The following is a 15,739-nucleotide window of genomic DNA, read 5'->3' on the forward strand; positions in this document are numbered from 1 at the left end:
CTCTAATACAAAAGCAATACCTGTTGGATTACAGATCCCGCAGGTATTTTTTGAGTCCACTTGATTTACATTCTGTCAGAACCCCTGTATCCGGAAAATAATAAAGCTCTGATTATTTCACTAATGAAATATTTAGAATAATTTGAAATATACTGTAAAATAATTTACAGTTGTGTCATGGTAACGATTACATATTCGTCTTAACGAAAAAAGGAGGGAGCATGATGAAAATAAGACCAATCAGGCAGGGGATATTATCGGGAATTATGGTGAGCCTTCTGCTTGTGGCAGGGTGCAGCTCGGACGAATCAGCAGGAGACAGTGATGAAGTTACCCTTGTGTATGCGAGAGGTGTCGACACCACGGAAGGAAACGCGAAGTTGATTGAAGCTTTTGAAGAAGAGCATCCGAACATCAACATCAAGTACCGTGAGATGCCTTCGGATAGTGGTCAGCAGCATGATCAGTATGTGACGACCCTGAGTGGCCGAAGTGCAGAAATTGATGTTTTTGATGCGGACGTTGTATGGCCGGCGGAATTTGCTCAGGCCGGTTATGTGATGGGGTTAGACCGGTTTATCGAAGAGGATAACATCGATATGGGTAAATATTTTGAAGGAACCGTTGATTCCGTTACGTTTAATGGCCGCACGTGGGCCATGCCGAAGTTTACCGATGCCGGCTTATTGTATTATCGAAGCGATATTGTAGATGAGCCTCCGGAGACCTGGGATGAACTGAGTGAAATGGCAGGTAATCTCCAGGGAGAAGCGGGGACCAACTTTGGTTATGTGATGCAGGCGAACCAGTATGAAGGGATTGTCGTGAATGCGATTGAGTTCATCCATGCCTATGGTGGAGCGGTTATCAATGATGTAGGAGAAGTAGTCGTGGATAGTCCGGAAGCGATTGAAGGGATTCGCAAAATGACTGAAATTGCGCAGTCCGACTACGTTCCGAACAACATTTTGAATTTTACCGAACTGGAAACGGAAACCGCCTTTATTCAAGGGAATACGGTTTTCGCCCGGAACTGGCCTTATATGCAGGCTTCTTCGGCTAATGAGGAAAAATCAGACGTTGCCGGAGACGTCGGATTCTCCTTGCTGCCAAAAGGAGATGAGCAGTCAGCGTCTACACTGGGCGGCTGGGTCACGATGATTAATAAATACACCGAACATCCAGAAGCTGCCTGGGAATTTGTTAAGTTCATGACTGGAAAAGAAGGGCAGAAAATTAGTGCTACTGTAGGTGGAACGGCTCCGACGATTAAATCTCTTTATGATGATGAAGCAGTAAAAGAAGCTTCGCCGGTTTTTGCAAATGAGGCCTTTGTTGAGACATTACAGAATGCTGTGCCTCGCCCGGTGACACCGAATTATCCGAAAATCACCGACATTATTCAGATTGAAATTTCTAAAGCCTTGGCTGGAGATGTCTCGCCAGAACAAGCGGCGCAGAATCTGCAAAGAGAGATAGAGAGTGTAGTCAACGAATAAAAGCGAGAAGGAGGATGAAAAATGAGTAAGCGTCGATTCTCGCTTAGCGAGAAGCAGCTCGGGTATGCGATGGTAGCACCTTCCTTAATACTAATCGCTGTCATCGTATTGTGGCCGATCATGTTGTCGTTTTGGAACAGCTTGTTTGATTACCGTCTGAATGACCCCTCCTTATCCCAGCGTACGCTCGGGAGTGAGATTAACATGGAGCGGTATGCGGACAACTACGATTTTGTAAACAAGACGATAGAAGAAATTCTTGCGGGGTCTAGTACGGAAGAAGTAACTAGTGAAGTAGAAAATATTCAGCAGGGAATCAATGAACGGCATCGTACATTCCTTGCAGAGGGCGATCATGAAGCGAAGTTTAATGAAGTGTTGGAAACAGTGCGATCGCATTATGCCGTAAAGGATCAATCGCTGAAATACGTATCCATAGATGAATCCTTTAAGGAAGATTATTCTGCTTACTTAACTGAACGATCGGAGGCACTGGCGTCGCTTTCAAGCGAACAGGATGGCGAGATAGCGACCAGGCTAAGCGACTTATCCGGTCAAATGAAACTAATGGACTCAAGTTTTATGAAGGAGAACTTTGTCGGCTTTGGGAATTACGCTCAGTACCTTCAAGAACCTAGACTATGGTCATCCATTGGCGTAACCACGTTATTTACAGTCATTTCAGTATTTTTTGAACTGGTTTTAGGACTGGCCATTGCGCTTCTAATTAACCGGGCTTTTATCGGAAGAGGAGCGGTTCGTGCGTCAGTACTGGTCCCGTGGGCGATACCAACGGCCGTGTCTGCGATGATTTGGAAATTCCTTTACGATGGTCAGTCGGGAGTGGTCGCTCACTATTTCGAGCAGCTCGGAATCATTCAGGATGCCGGTCAGTTGCTGACAACGAGTGCGGGAGCGATCTTCTCCATTATTTTCACAGATGTGTGGAAAACGACACCTTACATGGCGCTACTATTACTGGCAGGTTTGCAGACCATTCCTAATCAGTTGTATGAATCTGCGCAAGTGGATGGAGCCAACGCCTGGAACCGTTTTTACAAGATCACCCTTCCAATGCTCCGTTCCACCATTCTCGTGGCGCTGTTATTCCGAACACTGGATGCCTTCCGGGTATTTGATTTGATTTACGTATTAACGGGAGGAGGACCAGCCAATGCGACAGAGGCTGTTTCCGTGTACGCCTACAAAGTTTTATTCGCACAGCAGAACTTCGGAGCAGGATCCGCTCTATCCGTAATTGTCTTTATCTGTGTAGCGATTATCAGTACGCTGTTTATCCGCTTTATCGGCTCTGATCTAATGGCAGGCAAACAAAAAGGTTAAGATACTAAAATTACCCAGTTAGGAGGCGCATTATGCAGCAAAAAGCAGGACCGTGGTTTTACCTGTTTCTAATAGTCTTTGTATTTCTTGTCATGTTTCCATTTCTATGGATATTCTTGACATCGATTAAGCCCCTCGGGGATATATTCGGATCACCTTTTGCGTGGTTCGGGTCCGGCATTTCTTTTCAATCGTATGAATCTGCTTTAACGACACGTCCGCTGCTTCGTTACATGCTGAACAGCTTTATTGTGTCCGGGGCAACGACGATTCTGGCTATCGGCTGTGCTGCTTTTACAGCTTATGCCGTGACGCGTCTGCCCATCCGGTTTAAGAGTGTGATTCTAGGCGTGGTGCTCGCTTCATCCATGTTCCCGCCCATTGCGATTATTTCGCCTATCTACGACTTTGTGACGGATTTTGGCTTGCGGAACACGTATCCAGGGCTTGTCATTCCTTACATCACCATCAGTCTACCGCTTGCGATCTGGATTCTGGCTACATTTTTCCAGAACATTCCCTATTCGCTTGAGGAGTCAGCGAAACTGGATGGAGCAACGCCGTTTCAGACGTTTAGAAAAATTATTTTACCGTTAGCCGCTCCCGGCGTATTTACGACAGCCATCCTGGTGTTTATTGCCGCCTGGAATGAGTACTTATTTGCTCTCACGATTAATACACAGGATGCGATGAAAACGGTGCCGGTTGGAATCTCCCTTTACCAGAGTCAATATTCCATTCCATGGGGAGATATAACGGCGGCAACCGTTCTGGTGACGATTCCAATTGTCATCATCGTGCTGATTTTCCAGAGACGGATTGTAGCTGGACTCACCTCTGGTTCTGTAAAAGGATAAGAAGTTCTCATTTAAAATTAATACATTCATAGGAGGTCGATCAAATGGAAAGAAAATGGTGGAAAGAAGGCGTCGTCTATCAAGTATATCCAAGAAGCTTTAATGATTCGAATGGGGATGGCATCGGAGACTTGCGCGGGATCACACAGAAACTGGATTATTTAAAAGACTTAGGTGTGGATATTTTATGGCTGTCTCCAGTATATGAATCTCCTAACGATGACAATGGCTATGATATCAGTAATTATCGAGCCATTATGGAAGAGTTCGGAACAATGGAAGATTGGGAGAATATGCTCGGGGAGATTCATAAGCGGGAGATGAGGCTGGTAATGGACCTGGTGGTCAATCATTCATCTGATGAGCATGCGTGGTTTCAAGAGTCCCGTAAGTCTAAAGACAACCCCTATCGCGATTACTATATTTGGCGTGATGGAAAAAATGGTGCCGAACCAAATAACTGGGTATCCTTCTTCAGCGGGTCCGCCTGGGATTACGACGAGGCCACCGGTCAATATTACCTGCACCTGTTTACAGACAAACAGCCGGATTTAAACTGGGAGAATGAACAGGTCAGGCAGGAAGTGTATGACATGATGAACTTCTGGATGGATAAAGGCATCGATGGATTCCGGATGGATGTGATCAATTTAATCTCGAAAACCCCGGGTCTCCCGGATGCAGAAGTTACCAATAAAGATAACAAGTATCAATGGGGAGGCGAGCATTTCGTCAATGGTCCTCGTTTTATGGAGTTTATGAACGAGATGAATGAACAAGCGCTTAAGCATTATGACGTGATGACCGTAGGGGAAACCCCTATGGTGAAGCCTGAAGATGGAGCTGCGTTCACCGACGAGGAATCAGGCGTCCTGAGTATGGTTTTTCAATTCGATCATATGGAAATCGACGGCGATCCGGGAAGCCAGGAAGGAAAATGGTCGGTTAAACCGTGGAAGCTTTCCAAAATGAAAGAGATTATGACGAACTGGCAGACCAGCTTGAATGGAAAGGGATGGAATAGCCTGTATTTGGAAAATCACGACCAGCCCCGTTCCGTTTCAAGGTTTGGCGATGCGGAGGAGTATCATCAGGAGTCCGCTAAGATGCTTGCGACCTTCTACCAGTTGATGCAGGGAACGCCCTATATTTATCAGGGGCAGGAAATCGGCATGACCAACGTCCAATTTGATTCAATTGAGGACTATCGGGATGTCGAGATCCACAACTGGTATAACGAGCAGGTTACCGAGAAAGGGAAAGACAAGCAGGAAATCATGCATTCCATCTTTGTAAAAGGAAGAGACAATGCGCGCACTCCGATGCAATGGAGCGACGAGAACTACGCAGGCTTTTCAGACGCAGAACCATGGATCAAAGTAAATCCAAATTATACCTCGATCAACGTTAAGCAGCAGCAGGAAGATGAAGAGTCTATACTCAATTACTACAAAGAGCTTATAAAAGTGAGAAAGAGCCATGATGTGCTCATTTATGGATCGTACCAGCTTCTCGATCCTGAAGATGAGCAGATCTATGCTTATACAAGAGAGCTGGATGGAGAAAAAGCGCTGATCGTAGCGAACTTTACCAATGAAGCGATTGATTACTCCGTAAGCGAATCATTTCCGGTCGAACAGGCCGAGCGGCTGATCGGCAATTATCCTTCCGAGCAAGAAGAGGGTGGAACTCTTCAGCTGAAGCCTTATGAAGCTCGCGTGTACCGCGTGCAAACGTCATAGAGGGTAGACGTGTAGACAAGCTGTCTTAGGAAACTGGCAGCTTGTCTTTTTTCTGGGAGACTCTGTTAAAGTCATTTATTGATTTTTGTACAATTCAATTGTAAGTTCCGTAATCAAGTCCTCAAATAAGATGGGTGATGGATGTGAGAGGAACCGATTTCTTTAAACCAATCAGAGATTGAATCCATCGGAAAAGGGTTGGACTATCATAAATGGTTAAAATGTGAAGAAACTGAACTTCCGTTGTAAAGCTTGTCGAATGAATTTTACCGACCTCACAACCACATCTTACTGAACTCGTCATCCCCATCGTTGGATGAAATTTATTGAAAGACAGATAGTTATCTCGAAACTGAGTCTTCAAGTATAGGGCAGGTTAGTTGAAGACTCGAATTCAAGATAATAAATAGTTTGAAACTAAATTGAAGGGGATTTCGTATGTTTATAAGGGAAGGGGGGGTACTTGTGAAAAAAGCAATTATTTCTAACTTGACAAGTGTTATATTTTTAATTTTCCTAATTGCTTTTGCTATTTCCTTTTATTATCCAGACTCTTTTTTTGTAGCAATATCAAATAGCTCAATTTTGTTTCTAATAGTTTTTGCTTTATTTATCTTGAATATTGTCCTTAAAACAGATACTGAATTTAAAGGTGTCTCATATATAGTTTCATTAGCTGTGTTTTTAGGGATTTGCACAATATTAAATGTCATAGAACCAAATGCAAATTCTCCAATATCCTTTGATAGTATTGTATATTGGGTATTGATTGGTGTACTTGTTATCAAAACAATTCAACAAGTTAAATTAAGTAAGAAAAACGGGAACCTGGTTTAAAGTTTAATAATAGGTATCTCGAAATCAAGTCTTCCTTTATTGGGGGCTTTACTGCAGTTAAGACATATTAGCTAAAAGGTGGTGATCTTATTAGCAACTCTAAATCATCGAACCAATCACAGGGGGATTTTTCGCTTAAAAATAGCTGGCTTAGCTGGATCTCTTTCCTTATAAACCTGGTTGTCATTGTAATTATTGCAAGTGAAGATGTTGAGATACCTAATTATGTCACGACCGCTCATGTCCTTTTAGTGTTGGACACTTCATTGGCTTCGATTTTCTGTCTTTCATCTACGGTTTTACCGGTGAAAGAAGCTACTTTATCAGAAATGTTACCAGCAACACCATCTAAATGACTTCCGAAATCATAACTTGCACCGACAGCTGCACCGCCACCGAAAACAAGAGCTCCTGCAAGAGTTACGCCTACAACTTTACCTTTAGTACCTGCGATTAGTTTTTTCATAATAAAAATTCCTCCAATAATAGTTTTTTTAGGGTTGGCCAGAAGATTAAGGGACAGAAAGACTATGAGTGAGAACTATGTATTCTCATAAATTAGGTTCTACATAAGATCACCTCCTTATAATTAGACATAAAAAATCCCCTCCTATAAAAGGAGAGGACTATTTTACTTGTCTTTTTTCTTTTTTCATATTACGGAATAAGCCAATAATAGCAGCGATTCCAAATACAAGAATATATCTTGATGTGTCATCGATGCCAGAGAAGACAATGGAAAGTAGAATCACAGTTATAATTCCTATACCCACATACGACATAACTACCTTTCCGAATTTCTTTTCGAATAAAAGAAATACACTAAGAAATATTAAAAAACCAACAAGCTCGATGATTAACAACAACGTATCATCCTCCGTTCTTATTAGCGTTTATAGGCATAGACTTTAGGCGGAGCCCATCTAAAAACCAGAACTGAGCCACGATAACTTCTATTATCTCTTAATTCTGTGTAACATCTATATTGTCCTTTCGCCACAATAGCAGCCCAGATTGCAGCTGGTAGGCCTCCAGGAATCATAGCCGTTATAGCACATATCATGCTCCAGTTAAAAGCCCTATCAGAAAATTTGTTTGCATAATATTTAGATTCTCTACTGCTCATATACCATTTGGCTCCCCGCCAGTTTCTTCTCCAAAAAGAGTCTGGATCCGCATCAACGGAATCGAGCACCATCTGTTCAGGAGAGGTTACAAAATGTGTTGTCTTTGTCTCATTATCTAAGTAGATAACGTTGTCTCTAACGCCTTCATTTATTATATCCACACCGTTTTTATAATGTTCATACACTTCAGGGGCAACTTTTGTTTCCGCAGATGGATTTAATCTTAGTGTACCATTTTCCATTGTAATGTAGTTATCCATAATAGGGGCGGCATCAAATATTTTATCGGCTTCTTGTTCGGAAAAATTAGAATCCTCCATAATTCTATATATACCATCATCATTGAAGAATTCTCCACCTTCATTCTCCCAATCATATGGAAGATCTTTACCTACAAGATCAGCACTGGAAGAAAGAGGGCTTATCAGAGGGACTAACAGGACAACAGACAACAGAATGAGCAACAACTTTTTCAAATACCATACATCTCCTTTTAAAGTAGAATTTTCTCTTTAATACGATTATATATATTCTACTTTAAATTCATATTTACTCCTTTTATTTACAAAAAAAAGAGAGAAAAGACATGAGACTAAGTGTTCACTATAAAGGAGTGCTGGTTTATTGAAAAAGCCCACACGCTAAGGTGTGAGCCATTTATTAGTTAGTATTTTTCAACAGTTAAGGTTCATTCCAAAATGAATTACAATCTTTACAATAGAATTGATCAAGAGATTCCAACTCATTATCGATACGAATGGTGTTTAGATAAACAATATCTATTTTATTCGGTTTATTGCATCTACAAACTTGATGATTGGCTTCTTTCATATCACCACTCCTTTAAAGAATTTCATCTACATCTCCTGGAGGGAGCAGCCCACCAAAAGTGGGCTACATGATTTCAGAGAATTCCCGTTTAAATATTTGAGCTTCCGGGTCCTCTGGATCCTTGGCTAAAGCAGTCTGAATACAGTTTAAGTGAACATTGGTATCAAACTCATGAGAAGCAAACAAGTGAGCATCAAAGGTTTCACAATACCAGCACCCTAGATCCTGTGCAGGCAAGTTTTGAATTTGAATGCCTTCCGCTTGATACATATACGCCTGTTCACCAACAGTGACTACACAGATAACGTGATAAAAGGTGTGATCATCAAAGTTTTCTTGATTGAAAGTTTGAGCAATCAAGTGTACTGAACGCAGAACCAAAGTGGACTATAAGAAAGAAAAATACTTCCGTATAGAAGTTTAGAAGGCAAGTGATATCTCGAATTCAAGTCTTACACAAATGGGGACGATTGTTCATTAAGAGCAATCGCTTTTTTTGCTGTAGAACTAGGCGCAAAGTTATAAGAAAAGCAAATATGTAATATTGGAAAAATCTGAAACGATTACCTTGAGTAGACGTATACTTAGGTAGCTTAATAAAATTGTGGGCATTATTAAAAGGGTTTGATATTAGGAGAGTGATGAGAGATTAAAGTAGTTGAAGTGTTATTACTTATAATGGCAATGGCTGGAGTTTGTACATACCTGTTTCATGAGGCCGACTATTTAATTTACATAGCTTTAGCTGGAGGAATTGGCTTTTCAATATTACATTTAATAAGGACATATGAGAAAAGAAGAGGAGCAGTATTAGGTAACCCAGATGCTAAATACTATAATACATTTGATACTTATCAAGATGATTTTTCTAATGGTGATAGTTTCAGTGATGATAGTGATAATTAATAGACATATTTCGAGTACAAGGTAGAGTAATATGTGAATTATCTTGATAATGAGTCTTCCTGAAAAGGGGGCGTTTCTGTATTAGATAAGTAACACTATTTTAAAAGAGGTGTTGAAATGGAATTCATAGCGTTTTTCTTATTTGGATTTTTAGCATGCTTTATCATAAGTTCTATATTTAACTTTGTGTTTAATATGAGAAGCAGAAGGGACTGGATCATTACATTGGTATTGAGTATTGTATTAGGTTTAATTTTCTTGCCTTTCATGGTAGGTTAGATTGTTTATACTCAATAACTTAGGATTTATCTCGATTTCAAGTCTTATAGAATCGGGGCTATTCTTCAATAAAGACAATAGCTTTTGTGCTCACAGAGAAGGATAGTTGAAGAAGGGATTTGATATTTACGAGGGGGATTAAAATGATCTTTGAGGCAATTGACATAAATAAACATCGAGATACAGTAGTTGGATTTCGGAAAGATTCATTTTATGTAAGTTTTGGGGATACTATGGGTTTCGGTGAAGAAGAGGAATATTTAAGCTGGTTAGATGAAAAAATCAGAGATTTTCCTGAAGGTTTTGTATTAGCCAAAGAAGATGGTAAATATATCGGACAACTTGAATTAACTATTCGTGAATACGAAGGCAATAATATTGGGTATGTAAACTTGTACTTTTTAACACCCGAAATGCGTGGAAAGGGTAAAGGGAAAGTTTTACACCAATATGCAAAGCAATTCTTTAAAAACAATGAAGTTCGTGAGTATCATCTAAGAGTCTCTCCATCAAATAACCACGCGATCAAGTTTTATCGTTCATCCGGAATGGATGAAGTCGGTCCAGAAGTTGATGGAAAAGTAATTAGGATGAAAGGTTATATATAAGATTTTATATAGTTCTAGGGGACGCTTAGTTTAGGATAAACTTCAAGATATCTCGAATTCAAGTGTTAAACAAACGGGGGCGATTATCCAATAAGGAATAGTCGCCCCGTTTCTTTATATCAAGTAGTGAGCACTTATTTTTTGCTATCAAAGTGAGTTAAAGACTAACTGTAAATTAAAAATTTTTTTGGTTTTTAGCGAATTTACGGAGTAGAGCTTAACGAATATGAAAAAAATAATCAGGACGTGGAACATTCCCTTCCTCTAAAAAGTCGTCTCCTCGAAGGGGATTCATGAATATCATATAAGCATTATTTCATAGATGTAGCTACCTTTATCATTTTTTCCTTAGATATTCTTTGACTGTCCATTTCGATATAAGTCCCGTCCTGATTCCAAACAAGTAAACCACCTGTAGAGACATTCTCCCACTTCATAAAATACCCTGTAGAACCATTTAAGTTTACTTTTTCTCCTTTGTAGCCTGATCTCAAGGACTTTTTAGTGCTTTTCTTTTGGTGAATTGCTATCATAAGATTTTTATCTTTTTCGTCCATATAATGTAAAGATAATTGGTCTATTGTATTTGAATCAGGGGATGTTTTGGTGTCTAACGTCCATCCTTCAGGCATATTTGTTGGAACTAATATTTTAAAATCAACTTTACTTTGTATTTCCGAAATAGTGAGACTCTCATGATTATAGTGTATTTCCATTGCTTTGACTCCCAACGGGAAACCTAAAACCATTAAAGCTATAAGTATTTTCATCTTTTCCCCTCCTTGTATAAAATAATGTCTTCTTTATTATGTACTTAAAACAAATCTCTAAAATGTTAATTTTTTGGAAAAAAATGTGAATTAAAAGAAGGGATATATTAGTTATGTGTCGAAATTACTATCATAGTCCAAAAGGGGGAGATAGTAATGGTATCTAGACACTATTGTAAGAGGGTTTTATCAACCTTGCTTATGTCTGCACTTATTCTTGTTGGGTTTATGGGGGTTGCTGAATCTGTATCAGCTGACAGTGCACAATATAGAATCAGCACATACAATTATGGTGAATGGGATGGAATTCATGTTGACTGGGATCCTGTTGGCTCGTCAGCCACTATGGATGTAAGAGTAAAGCAATACGGAATACATACAGGGGAACAAGCTAAAATTAGATGGAAACTCTACCGATCATATGATGGAGCCTTACTTAATACCCGTACCGTTAGTGGAGATTTCGATGGTTACTTAACATATTACAACTTATCTCAAGGCGATTATCAAATTACTTGGGAAAGTTTAACAAACAATGACACTGAGGGTTATATGGGTGTACCAAGTGCTTATGCTGATACTTACCAATAATGATCTTTGCCCCATTCATATGGATGGGGGCTTTTATTTAATGACTATGTACAATCTAGTTAAATAATTCGATAATTGAAAAAATTTGTATTGTCCTATCTACTTTTTAAGTAAGAAAAAAAGTAGATACTTAATAAAATATCTCGAAATCAAGTCTTCAAGTAATGGGGGCGTTTGTTTAATAAAAGTAATCGTCTTTTCTTAGCATTTGGATAGTTATTAAATCCAGTCAAACATTTACGAAGATATGTATATGAAAATTAGAAAACATACTATAAGGAGGATAGATATGGCTGAAAAATACGATAATATAGCCTTATATGTAATAAATCCTTTAATAGTACTGACTTTCATCATTAACTTGTATGTTTTTAAAGATAACAATATCACTTTTATTCTTGTTATCATCGGTTTGATTACTGTCTCTATTCAAATTTTAATGATGTACAGAAGAAAAGAATATAAATCAGGCATCTTTACTTCTGTTATAGTAGTAGCACTAATTATCTGGTTCTCTCTTTAAAGGGTTAAGAGTTACTTCCATAGAACAGGAAATTCTTTATGAAAAATATATCTTGAAATCAAGTCTTTTGCTAATGGGGGCGATTGTTCAATAAGAGCAATCGCTTTTTTGCTAAGGAGCAGGTTAGTTGAGAACTTGAATTCGAGATATTATGAGATTTTGAAACGATATCTATTCTGTATCGTAGTTAAATTAGCGTACGTTATTTAATTGTGTTACAAATCTAGTGAATTGGAGTGAATATTTTATTACGAATCGGAAAATTTATTTTGTATTATTAGTTCCATTCTTCTTAGCATTTATTTTGACAGTTTTATATGTAGAGCCTCCTATATCATATTACTTGGCTTCATTTATCGTGATATTGTTCTGGAGCTGCTATTTTATTTGGATTAGAAAAAAGAATGATAGTTAATTTTATTAAAGTGATTTTATCTTGATTTCAAAACTTCCATAAACGGGGGCAATTGCTCAATATAACGCTAACTTTCCACACTAATAATGTTTAATAAAATAGAAGCTAAGATAAAGGGGGAATCTTTTTGAGAAGGAAAAATATGAACTTCGTAAAGCTTTTATTAGGAGTAGTAGTAGGGATTGCAATTTATGAAGGGATAAAAGTATTATTTTTTTAAGTGATATCTATGATGTGTAGTTAAATAATAGGTGTGTTATTTAAAGTGTGTTTCAATTTACCTCAAATTCAAGTCTTACGCTAAAGGCGGCGATTACTCAATAAGAGTTGTGGAACTTTTAAAACTAAATGGCATGATAGCGAAACGTTCGCTTCCGCAATACTAGAAGATTTATTGGCTATAGAATTAAATAAAAATAATTAAGTCTTTCTTATAAGAAGGTGTTTTCTGTTACTTTAAATGGAGATTTTATTCCGTTAGGAGGGCATATGCAAAAGAAAGCAAAGTACATAAGTAAAAGTTTGTTATTAATCGCGGTTCTATTGTGTCTAATGGGATTATTTACTGATAGGCCTTTTTCGTGGTGGATGAGTGTATGGCTGTTTTTAGCTCCAGCAATGATAATTCAAGAGTTCATAGAGATGCCTACTAAAGGAAAAAGTAGGATATACTCAATGGTTTGCATAGCTGCGCTTTCTCTCGTATTTGGGATGGCGGTTTTAGATTTAATCATCGGCTGAGGGCGGTTTTGTTAGTTGAAAATATTAAATCCAAAGTATCTCGAATTCGAGTCATCAAGAAAAGGGGGCGCGCGACAAGTTCTGCTATAAGCGCTTTTCAGCGTGAAAGGCAGGAAGTTTATTTGATTAAATTTTAACTGTACAACGGAGGATGGGAATGAAGGATCCATGTTTCCTGAAACCATCCCGTCAACACTTCTGCATGCGTTAAGACGGACAGGTCTTAGGGTGTGAAGCACAGGTAGATTGGGCAGAACGAAGGCTGAAGCCATTAGGTATGCTGACGGATATGCCCCACGGCTGAAAAACTAGATAGGATGAGAATCGTTCTTTGAGATAGGAACTGACGAACTTCCGAAGGTAAGGGTCTAAAGTTTCGAACGTAAGGAAACTTACGTGGTCATCTTACGATGACGTGAGTGGTGTGGAGTAAAACTGCCCCCTCTGAAAGACGCTATACCGAACGATGGCGGTATCGAGCTCACAGGCTTAAAGGAAGCATCTACGTTTAGTATGGATAGCTACGTTGTATGGTACTTGGAAAGCAAGGGACGTTGAATCAAGGGCTGTCACCCGAAACGGTTGCTATAAAGTTATGCTGAAAAGCATTTATCCTTGTGAAGGTAGGGGAATGACTGGTGAAACTTCTGTAATGGAAGTGGAGGAATAGCCCCAAGTCTAGAGTATGAAACGATTATTTTCCTAACGTGAATGGCACCGATCGGGTAGGAACGTGGGAACATCACTCCAAAGGAGGGATGCCACAGTGTCAACGCTGCGAAACTGGGATTATTATAATATGACGGAGACCTTTACGGATCTTCATGAAAAAGCGAGTCAGGGAAATACGTTCTCTCATTTATATGAAACCATCATATCGAGAGAAAACATCCTGCTCGCTTTTCGCATGATTAAAACCAATAAAGGTTCTAGAACACCAGGAACCGATGGGAAAACCATCGATGACATGAAAGAGCTCTCCGAAAATGATCTGGTAAATGAAGTCCGAAGTAAACTTCAAAACTATCACCCGAAGAAAGTTCGAAGAGAATGGATTGAAAAAGAGAACGGAAAATGGAGACCCCTTGGGATTCCATGTATCTTGGATCGAGTGATCCAACAATGCTTCAAACAAGTTCTCGAACCGATTGTAGAATCTCAATTCTTCAAACATAGCTACGGTTTCAGACCTCTCCGGTCTGCTCATCATGCTATGGCAAGAATACAGTTTCTGATTAACCATAGTCAACTTCATTACGTGGTTGATGTAGATATTAAAAGCTTCTTTGATAACGTAAATCATCGTCTATTAAAGAAGCAACTCTGGAATATTGGCATCCAAGACCGAAAGGTACTGGCATGTATTTCTAAAATGATTACATCAGAAATTGATGGTGAAGGTGTGCCCGATAAGGGTTCGCCACAAGGTGGAATTTTATCTCCCCTTCTTTCGAATGTTGTCTTAAATGATCTAGACCAATGGGTTGCCGACCAGTGGGAAGTATTTCCCCTGACGAAATCCTACAGTTCAGATGATGCCAGAAGGCGAGCGAGAAAACAAACGAATTTGAAACAAGGATATCTGGTCCGGTATGCGGATGATTTTAAAATTCTATGTCGGGATGGAAAGACAGCGCAAAGGTGGTACCATGCGGTACGTCTGTACCTCAAAGAGCGTTTGAAACTGGATATCTCACCAGAGAAATCTCAAATTGTAAACTTAAGAAAACGAGAATCGGAGTTCTTAGGGTTCACCATTCGTGCGAATAAAAAGGGTAAGAAACGAGTGGCCCATACTGGGGTCGTTACTTCAAAAAGCGAGAAAATCAAACAGGAAGCGAAGAAACTCATTCGAAGAATGAAAGCTTCGCCTTCTACTGAGAATATTAATCGTTATAATAGCTTTGTTCTAGGACTTCACCAATACTTTAAGCGAGCGACTCATGTAAGTCTCGTGTTTTCACGTCTTGCTTACGATCTAAAACCATTTCTAGTGAACCGTCTTCGACCGGTTGGAAAGCTAGAACATCCTTTTAAGCCACCTCCTTTCTATAGGAAGACCTTTAGCTTAGGAACGAAAACGATCAATATCAATGATACGTATCTATTCCCCATTGGCAATGTGAAAACATTCCATGCGATGAGCTTCAGTTCAAAGCTTTCGCTTTACACAAAGAAGGGTAGGGAACAGATACACAAAAGTCTCCGCCCGGATATCCAGAAAGAAATTGGACATTTAATGAAGTCTTCTCTACCGAAACGAAGTATTGAATATCTGGATAATCGTATTAGTCGATATAGTATGAAGATGGGAAGATGCGAAATTACAGGCAAATACCTCCATGCACAAGACGTTCACTGTCACCATTACGTGCCAAAGAACCAAGGAGGGTCCGATCAATTTCAGAATCTCCGTATTCTTCATAAGGATATCCATCGACTTATCCATATGAAAGATATAGAGAAGATAAAGGTTTATCTTGAACGATTACCACAGAATCGATTGATCTTAGACAAAATCAATCAATACCGAAAGGTATGTGGGGTGGAAGGGATCGTTGCATCCAGTCTCGAAGAGTAACATAGGAACTTATAATGTAGTACATACCTTTAGATGGAACGCCGAATGCTGGGAAACTAGCACGTTCGGTGTGGAGCAGGGGAAAAGC

At 39.3% G+C, this 15,739-nt stretch carries 17 protein-coding genes; 11 read left to right on the forward strand and 6 right to left on the reverse strand.

Translation table 11 applies throughout. The features are described from left to right. Positions 1-224 precede the first annotated feature (224 nt). From HBHAL_RS07270 to HBHAL_RS07290, 5 genes are all read left to right on the forward strand, one after another. A complete protein-coding gene (locus HBHAL_RS07270) occupies positions 225-1,499 on the forward strand; it encodes an ABC transporter substrate-binding protein (protein ID WP_041601247.1) in 1,275 nt (424 codons plus the stop codon). Positions 1,500-1,520: 21 nt separating this feature from the next. Beyond that, a complete protein-coding gene (locus HBHAL_RS07275) occupies positions 1,521-2,843 on the forward strand; it encodes a carbohydrate ABC transporter permease (RefSeq protein ID WP_014642720.1) in 1,323 nt (440 codons plus the stop codon). Between the two features lie 32 nt (positions 2,844-2,875). Continuing rightward, positions 2,876-3,700, forward strand: coding sequence for a carbohydrate ABC transporter permease (locus tag HBHAL_RS07280; RefSeq protein ID WP_014642721.1), 825 nt, complete (start codon positions 2,876-2,878; stop codon positions 3,698-3,700). A gap of 44 nt (positions 3,701-3,744) precedes the next feature. Then, positions 3,745-5,442 carry a glycoside hydrolase family 13 protein gene (locus HBHAL_RS07285; protein WP_014642722.1) on the forward strand — a complete coding sequence of 566 codons (1,698 nt, stop codon included), beginning with the start codon at positions 3,745-3,747 and terminating at the stop codon, positions 5,440-5,442. Positions 5,443-5,907: 465 nt separating this feature from the next. Then, a complete protein-coding gene (locus tag HBHAL_RS07290) occupies positions 5,908-6,279 on the forward strand; it encodes a hypothetical protein (RefSeq protein WP_014642723.1) in 372 nt (123 codons plus the stop codon). Between the two features lie 238 nt (positions 6,280-6,517). Here the strand turns inward: HBHAL_RS07290 and HBHAL_RS07295 are convergent, their stop codons facing one another. The 5 genes from HBHAL_RS07295 to HBHAL_RS07310 all read right to left on the reverse strand — a co-directional run bounded on the left by HBHAL_RS07295 (position 6,518) and on the right by HBHAL_RS07310 (position 8,618). Next, positions 6,518-6,745: a hypothetical protein gene (locus HBHAL_RS07295; RefSeq protein ID WP_014642724.1), complete on the reverse strand. Its 228-nt coding sequence runs from the start codon at positions 6,743-6,745 to the stop codon at positions 6,518-6,520. Positions 6,746-6,905: 160 nt separating this feature from the next. After that, positions 6,906-7,145 (reverse strand): hypothetical protein, encoded by a 240-nt coding sequence (locus HBHAL_RS07300; protein WP_014642725.1) that lies wholly within the window; start codon positions 7,143-7,145, stop codon positions 6,906-6,908. A gap of 20 nt (positions 7,146-7,165) precedes the next feature. Then, the gene (locus HBHAL_RS20370) at positions 7,166-7,882 is read right to left on the reverse strand and encodes a hypothetical protein (protein ID WP_014642726.1); all 717 of its coding nucleotides are present in this window, start codon (positions 7,880-7,882) and stop codon (positions 7,166-7,168) included. Positions 7,883-8,087: 205 nt separating this feature from the next. Beyond that, the gene (locus tag HBHAL_RS21400; protein WP_158512359.1) at positions 8,088-8,237 is read right to left on the reverse strand and encodes a hypothetical protein; all 150 of its coding nucleotides are present in this window, start codon (positions 8,235-8,237) and stop codon (positions 8,088-8,090) included. Positions 8,238-8,300: 63 nt separating this feature from the next. Then, positions 8,301-8,618 carry a hypothetical protein gene (locus tag HBHAL_RS07310; protein ID WP_041601250.1) on the reverse strand — a complete coding sequence of 106 codons (318 nt, stop codon included), beginning with the start codon at positions 8,616-8,618 and terminating at the stop codon, positions 8,301-8,303. A gap of 297 nt (positions 8,619-8,915) precedes the next feature. Between HBHAL_RS07310 and HBHAL_RS07315 the strand changes: the two genes are divergently transcribed. Next, positions 8,916-9,143 (forward strand): hypothetical protein, encoded by a 228-nt coding sequence (locus HBHAL_RS07315; RefSeq protein ID WP_145956016.1) that lies wholly within the window; start codon positions 8,916-8,918, stop codon positions 9,141-9,143. A 422-nt stretch (positions 9,144-9,565) separates the two neighbouring features. Then, complete coding sequence (locus tag HBHAL_RS07320) at positions 9,566-10,030, forward strand: GNAT family N-acetyltransferase (RefSeq protein ID WP_014642729.1); 465 nt, start codon at positions 9,566-9,568, stop codon at positions 10,028-10,030. 311 nt (positions 10,031-10,341) lie between these two features. Here HBHAL_RS07320 and HBHAL_RS07325 read toward each other — a convergent pair whose 3' ends face one another. Beyond that, a complete protein-coding gene (locus HBHAL_RS07325) occupies positions 10,342-10,800 on the reverse strand; it encodes a DUF4367 domain-containing protein (RefSeq protein ID WP_014642730.1) in 459 nt (152 codons plus the stop codon). Between the two features lie 156 nt (positions 10,801-10,956). Between HBHAL_RS07325 and HBHAL_RS07330 the strand changes: the two genes are divergently transcribed. From HBHAL_RS07330 to ltrA, 4 genes are all read left to right on the forward strand, one after another. After that, positions 10,957-11,391 carry a hypothetical protein gene (locus tag HBHAL_RS07330; protein ID WP_014642731.1) on the forward strand — a complete coding sequence of 145 codons (435 nt, stop codon included), beginning with the start codon at positions 10,957-10,959 and terminating at the stop codon, positions 11,389-11,391. A 289-nt stretch (positions 11,392-11,680) separates the two neighbouring features. After that, positions 11,681-11,914 (forward strand): hypothetical protein, encoded by a 234-nt coding sequence (locus HBHAL_RS07335; RefSeq protein WP_041601251.1) that lies wholly within the window; start codon positions 11,681-11,683, stop codon positions 11,912-11,914. Positions 11,915-12,818: 904 nt separating this feature from the next. Then, entirely contained in the window at positions 12,819-13,070 is a 252-nt protein-coding gene (locus HBHAL_RS07340) for a hypothetical protein (protein ID WP_014642733.1), read from the forward strand. A gap of 766 nt (positions 13,071-13,836) precedes the next feature. Beyond that, positions 13,837-15,651 (forward strand): group II intron reverse transcriptase/maturase, encoded by a 1,815-nt coding sequence (ltrA, locus tag HBHAL_RS07345; RefSeq protein WP_041601139.1) that lies wholly within the window; start codon positions 13,837-13,839, stop codon positions 15,649-15,651. Positions 15,652-15,739 lie beyond the last annotated feature (88 nt).

The sequence above is a fragment of the Halobacillus halophilus DSM 2266 genome, from assembly GCF_000284515.1.
GTDB classification, from domain to species: Bacteria; Bacillota; Bacilli; order Bacillales; family Halobacillaceae; genus Halobacillus; species Halobacillus halophilus.

Excerpts from the sequence above, each read along its gene's own strand:
- HBHAL_RS07335 (WP_041601251.1), top strand. The coding sequence starts at position 11,681 with ATGGCTGAAAAATACGATAATATAGCCTTATATGTAATAAATCCTTTA.
- HBHAL_RS07280 (WP_014642721.1), top strand. The coding sequence starts at position 2,876 with ATGCAGCAAAAAGCAGGACCGTGGTTTTACCTGTTTCTAATAGTCTTT.
- HBHAL_RS07320 (WP_014642729.1), top strand. The coding sequence starts at position 9,566 with ATGATCTTTGAGGCAATTGACATAAATAAACATCGAGATACAGTAGTT.
- HBHAL_RS07340 (WP_014642733.1), top strand. The coding sequence starts at position 12,819 with ATGCAAAAGAAAGCAAAGTACATAAGTAAAAGTTTGTTATTAATCGCG.
- HBHAL_RS07325 (WP_014642730.1), bottom strand. The coding sequence starts at position 10,800 with ATGAAAATACTTATAGCTTTAATGGTTTTAGGTTTCCCGTTGGGAGTC.
- HBHAL_RS07330 (WP_014642731.1), top strand. The coding sequence starts at position 10,957 with ATGGTATCTAGACACTATTGTAAGAGGGTTTTATCAACCTTGCTTATG.
- HBHAL_RS07285 (WP_014642722.1), top strand. The coding sequence starts at position 3,745 with ATGGAAAGAAAATGGTGGAAAGAAGGCGTCGTCTATCAAGTATATCCA.
- HBHAL_RS21400 (WP_158512359.1), bottom strand. The coding sequence starts at position 8,237 with ATGAAAGAAGCCAATCATCAAGTTTGTAGATGCAATAAACCGAATAAA.
- HBHAL_RS07295 (WP_014642724.1), bottom strand. The coding sequence starts at position 6,745 with ATGAAAAAACTAATCGCAGGTACTAAAGGTAAAGTTGTAGGCGTAACT.
- HBHAL_RS07315 (WP_145956016.1), top strand. The coding sequence starts at position 8,916 with ATGGCAATGGCTGGAGTTTGTACATACCTGTTTCATGAGGCCGACTAT.
- HBHAL_RS07275 (WP_014642720.1), top strand. The coding sequence starts at position 1,521 with ATGAGTAAGCGTCGATTCTCGCTTAGCGAGAAGCAGCTCGGGTATGCG.
- HBHAL_RS07270 (WP_041601247.1), top strand. The coding sequence starts at position 225 with ATGAAAATAAGACCAATCAGGCAGGGGATATTATCGGGAATTATGGTG.